The organism is Streptomyces sp. UH6, from assembly GCF_013421635.1.
Taxonomy (GTDB): Bacteria; Actinomycetota; Actinomycetes; order Streptomycetales; family Streptomycetaceae; genus Streptomyces; species Streptomyces abyssomicinicus.
In genome coordinates, this window is sequence record NZ_JACADT010000466.1 from 1 (window position 1) to 4348 (window position 4348).

Here is a 4348-nt window from a genome sequence, read left to right on the forward strand (position 1 = left end):
CCGGATCTGCCGGGAGGCGCCGGGGCTGCTGCGCCCGGGCGGTGTGCTGCTGATGGTGCACTCGGAGCTCTCGGGGCCCGCGGCCACCGTGGAGCAGCTGCGGGCGGCCGGGCTCAAGGCCGCCGTGACCCTGCGGCGCCAGGTGGCCTTCGGGCCGGTGCTGCGCGACCGGGTGCACTGGCTGCGGCAGCGGGGGCTGATCTCCCCGGAGCAGGCGCGTGACGAGAGGGAAGAGCTGGTGGTGGTCCGTGCCGAACGACCCGTCTGAGCAGAACCGCGGTCCGGTGCCGTCCGGGCGTGCCGAGCGGGCGCACCGCGTCGTGGTGCCGCGCCGCGGGCCGATGCTGGTGGACGGCCCGGTGGAGGTGGAGCTGGAGGACGGCACGGTGGTGTCCTCGGACCGTTTCCGGGTGGCGCTGTGCACCTGCCGGCTGAGCGAGCGCTATCCGTGGTGCGACACCAGCCACCGAAGGCGGCGCTGACCGTGGGCCGGGCCGCCGTCGGCTCACAGCTGCCACTCCCTGAGGCGGTCGGCGGCCCCGTAGACGTCGGTCTTGCCCGCGATCAGGTCGCGGGCGAGGTCGACGAGCGCGCCGTAGGGCGGGTCGATGCCCGCCCCGCTGGCGTACATGTAGGCCACCGCCGTGGCGCAGGCGAAACGGGCGTTGGAGGACGGCAGCGGCCTGAGCACGGCCACGGTGTGCAGCAGGGCCGCGGCGCGCCAGGCCGGGTCGGAGTCCACGCCGAGGCGGGGCGGGTCCACCCGGTGCCGGGCCACGGCGGCGACCAGCGCCGAGAAGTCGGTGATGGTCGGCTGGTCCGGCAGGACCTCCTCATGACGCTGGAGCAGCCAGGGCACGTCGATGTGCAGGAGGGAGGCCATGGGTCAGGCGGCCCGGCCCGCGCCCCGCAGCGGCGGCTCGTCGTCCGGGAAGGCGGCGGCGAACTCGTCGGCGTGCGTGGTGAAGAAGCGGCGGAAGGCCTCGGCGCCCTCCTGGAGCGCCCGGTGCCGCGCTATGTCCGCCGCCGCGGCCTCGCGCACCAGGGCCTTCATGGAGGTACCGCGCTCCTTGGCGATCTGCCGCAGGTCCTCGAGCTCGCGGTCGCTGAACTCCACATTGAGAGCTGGCATGGCGCCAAGGTACCGCTCGTCCGGCGGAGGGTAAAAACCCCCAGGTCACAGCTCTGGGCACACCCGTTCGGGCCGGTACCCGCAGCGGTACCCGCACCGGCCGCCGGGCCCTGTGCCGGGGCGCCCGGGGCGTGGACCGCCGCCCGCACGGCCCAAGGCCGCGGCACACGCCCCGCGCGGAGGTACTACGCTGGGACCGACGTGACCCGACGGTCACGGACAGTGTCCGCGATGGAGTGCCGACCATGAGCCCGGTCAACCCGCTCGACGATGCCGCGACGGCACGGGCTGTCGTCGACGACGACGGCGTGGTGCTCGAGTGGAACGACGGCGCCGTCCGGCTCCTCGGGTACTCCCCGGACGAGGTGGTGGGCCGCCCGGTCTCCGCGCTGTGCGCCGCCCATGACGGCTGCGGCAACCTGCTCACGCCCGTGCCCGTCGAGCGCCGGACGACGGCGACGGTCGCGCTGCGTCACCGGGACGGGCGGACGGTGCGGGTGCCTCTGATCGGCCACCGCAGACCTCCCGCGGAGGACCGTCCCGGCCACTGGCTGCTGGTGGCGCCGGTCGGCGAGAGCGCCGGCCCGCTGAGGCCCGACGATCCGCTGGCGGTCGTGGAGCTGGTGCAGTCCCCCTGCGCGATGGCCGTCTTCGACACCGGTCTGCGGCTGCGCGCCATGAACGCCGACATGGCGCGGGTGCTCGGCGCCGCGCCCGAGCGGCTGCGCGGGCTGCGGGTGACCGACATCGGCGCCCGCCCGGAACTCGCCGAGGTCGAACGGGCCATGCGCCACGTCCTGGAGACCGGCGAGCACGACTCGGTGCGCATCTTCCTTCCGCAGCTGGGCAGCGGCAGCACGGTCCGCGCCTGGCTCACCAGCATGGCGCCGGTCCGCGACGACCACGGGGAGATCCGCGGGGTGTCCCTGGCCTCCCACGACTTCACCGAACAGCTGCGCGCCCGTGAGCGTCTTCAGCTGGTCAACGAGGCGAGTTCCCGGGTCGGCACCACGCTCGACGTCCGGCGCACCGCCCAGGAGTTCGCCGACGTGCTGGTGCCGGCCCTCGCCGACCACGTCTCCGTCGACCTGCTGGATCCCGAGCACGGCGGCGACCCGCCCTCGGAGCCGCCGTCGCCGGCCGTGCCGGTGCGGCTGCGCCGGGTCGCAGACCGCTCGGTGGCCGAGCGGGCGAAGGGCCTGCCGGGCGTCGGCGAGCTGGCCGCCTATCCCTCGTCGACGCTGCAGGCGGAAGCGCTCAGCCGGGCGCGGACGCTGGTCGTCACCGAGGCGCCGGAGGACCTGGCGCGGCGCTTCTCGTACCGGGTGGGTCTCGACACCCGCGCGGTCGAGGTCGGCATGCACTCGGCGATGGCGGTGCCGCTGCGGGCCCGCGGCATGATCCTCGGGGTCGCCCTGTTCACCCGGCACCGGCAGCCGGAGCCCTTCTCCCGCGACGACGTGCTGCTGGCGGAGGAGGTCGCGGCGACGGCCGCCGTCTGCATCGACAACGCCCGCCGCTACTCGCGGGAGCGGGAGGTCGCGCTGGCCCTGCAGCGGAGCCTGCTGCCGCGTTCCCTGCCGGTCACGGCCGCGCTGCAGGCCGCCTCGCGCTACCTGCCGGCGGCCCGGGCGGGCGGTGTGGGCGGGGACTGGTTCGACATCATCCCGCTCTCCGGGATGCGGGTGGCGATGGTGGTCGGCGACGTGGTGGGCCACGGCGTGCAGGCCTCCGCCACCATGGGCCGCCTGCGCACCGCGGTGCGCACCCTGGCCGACATCGACCTGGCGCCCGACGAACTCCTCACCCACCTCGACGACCTGGTGGTCCGCCTCTCCGACGAGGCGGGCAACGACGGCAGTCCGGGGGAGGTGGGCGCGACGTGCCTCTACGCGGTCTACGACCCGGTGTCCCGGCGCTGCTCCCTGGCGCGCGCCGGGCACCAGCCGCCGCTCATCGTCCGCCCGGGCGGTCTTCCCGAGCCGGTGGAGATGCCGGCCGGTCCCCCGCTGGGCGTGGGCGGGCTGCCGTTCGAGGCGGCCGAGCTGGAGCTGACCGAGGGGACGGTCCTCGCCTTCTACACCGACGGCCTGGTGATGAACCGCGGCCTGGACGTGGACGCCGGGCGGATGCTCCTCCAGGAGGCGCTGGCGGAGCCCGCCGATTCGCTGGAGGACAGCTGCGAGCAGGTCCTGGCGAGGCTGCTGCCCCGGGGTGATGTGGCCGACGACGTCGCGCTGCTGCTGGCGCGCACGCGCGGGCTGCCCTCCTCCAAGGTGGCGACCTGGGACATCCCCGCCGACCCGGCGCTGGTGGCGGCGATCCGCAAGCAGGCGGTGAAGCAGGTCGAGCACTGGGGGCTGGAGGAGGCCACCTTCACCGCGGAGCTTGTGGTCAGCGAGCTGGTCACCAACGCCATCCGATACGGGGCGCGCCCCATCCGCCTGCGGCTGATCCACGGCGCCTCCACGCTGATCTGCGAGGTGTCGGACACCAGCCACACCGCGCCGCACCTGCGGCGGGCGCGGACCTTCGACGAGGGCGGGCGCGGACTGCTGCTGGTGGCCCAGCTGACCCAGCGCTGGGGCACCCGGCACACTCCCGACGGCAAGACGATCTGGGCGGAACTGCCACTTCTCGACGCCGTCTGAGGCGTCCGGATCCGGTCTTTCCGGATCCGGACGGCCGGAGGAGCATGACGGGAGCATCCGGCACGACGATCTCCCGGGAGTGTGGACGACGATGGGCCTCTCGCGTGCGACGCGGCACCGCGGCGTTCTGTGGCTTGCGACCGCGCTGCTGCCGGTGCCGTTCCTGCTGACCGGCTGTGCGGGGACCGACGGCGGTTCCTCCGCCCGCGCGGGTGGTGGGGCGACGGGCGCGGGGGCGTCCTCGGCCGCCCCCGACCCGTCCGCCCCGGCCTCCGCCTCCGACTCCGCGTCGGACCCGGCCGACGCGCCGGCCTCCTCCGCCCCGCCGCGGTCCCGGGGCGGTTCCTCCGACCGTTGCCGCACCTCCGAGCTGGTCGCCTCGGTGGGACGGGGCGAGGCGGGCGCGGGCCAGCGGAGCTTCGCGGTGGCCCTCACCAACCAGTCGCAGCGCTCCTGCACGCTGCGCGGATATCCCGGCGCGGCCTTCACGGACGCCTCCGGGACGCAGCTGGGGCCCGACCCGCGGCGGATCGAGGGGGCACCGGTGACCACGGTCGCGCTCTCC

Annotated in this window: 5 protein-coding genes and 1 pseudogene; 4 read left to right on the forward strand and 2 right to left on the reverse strand. The window is 75.2% G+C overall.

The window, feature by feature from the left end:
- Positions 1 to 268, forward strand: a pseudogene (locus HW445_RS20035) (methyltransferase); the annotation flags it as partial.
- Between the two features lie 16 nt (positions 269 to 284).
- On the forward strand, positions 285 to 482 hold the full coding sequence (locus tag HW445_RS20040; RefSeq protein WP_308799542.1) for a CDGSH iron-sulfur domain-containing protein: 198 nt from the start codon (positions 285 to 287) through the stop codon (positions 480 to 482).
- A gap of 23 nt (positions 483 to 505) precedes the next feature.
- Here HW445_RS20040 and HW445_RS20045 read toward each other — a convergent pair whose 3' ends face one another.
- Positions 506 to 883 carry a toxin Doc gene (locus HW445_RS20045; RefSeq protein WP_180222370.1) on the reverse strand — a complete coding sequence of 126 codons (378 nt, stop codon included), beginning with the start codon at positions 881 to 883 and terminating at the stop codon, positions 506 to 508.
- Positions 884 to 886: 3 nt separating this feature from the next.
- Positions 887 to 1132 (reverse strand): hypothetical protein, encoded by a 246-nt coding sequence (locus HW445_RS20050; RefSeq protein WP_151774042.1) that lies wholly within the window; start codon positions 1130 to 1132, stop codon positions 887 to 889.
- A 245-nt stretch (positions 1133 to 1377) separates the two neighbouring features.
- Between HW445_RS20050 and HW445_RS20055 the strand changes: the two genes are divergently transcribed.
- Positions 1378 to 3783, forward strand: coding sequence for a SpoIIE family protein phosphatase (locus tag HW445_RS20055; protein ID WP_180222371.1), 2406 nt, complete (start codon positions 1378 to 1380; stop codon positions 3781 to 3783).
- A 91-nt stretch (positions 3784 to 3874) separates the two neighbouring features.
- Positions 3875 to 4348: DUF4232 domain-containing protein (locus HW445_RS20060; protein WP_180222372.1), on the forward strand; the 474-nt coding region annotated here is incomplete at its 3' end.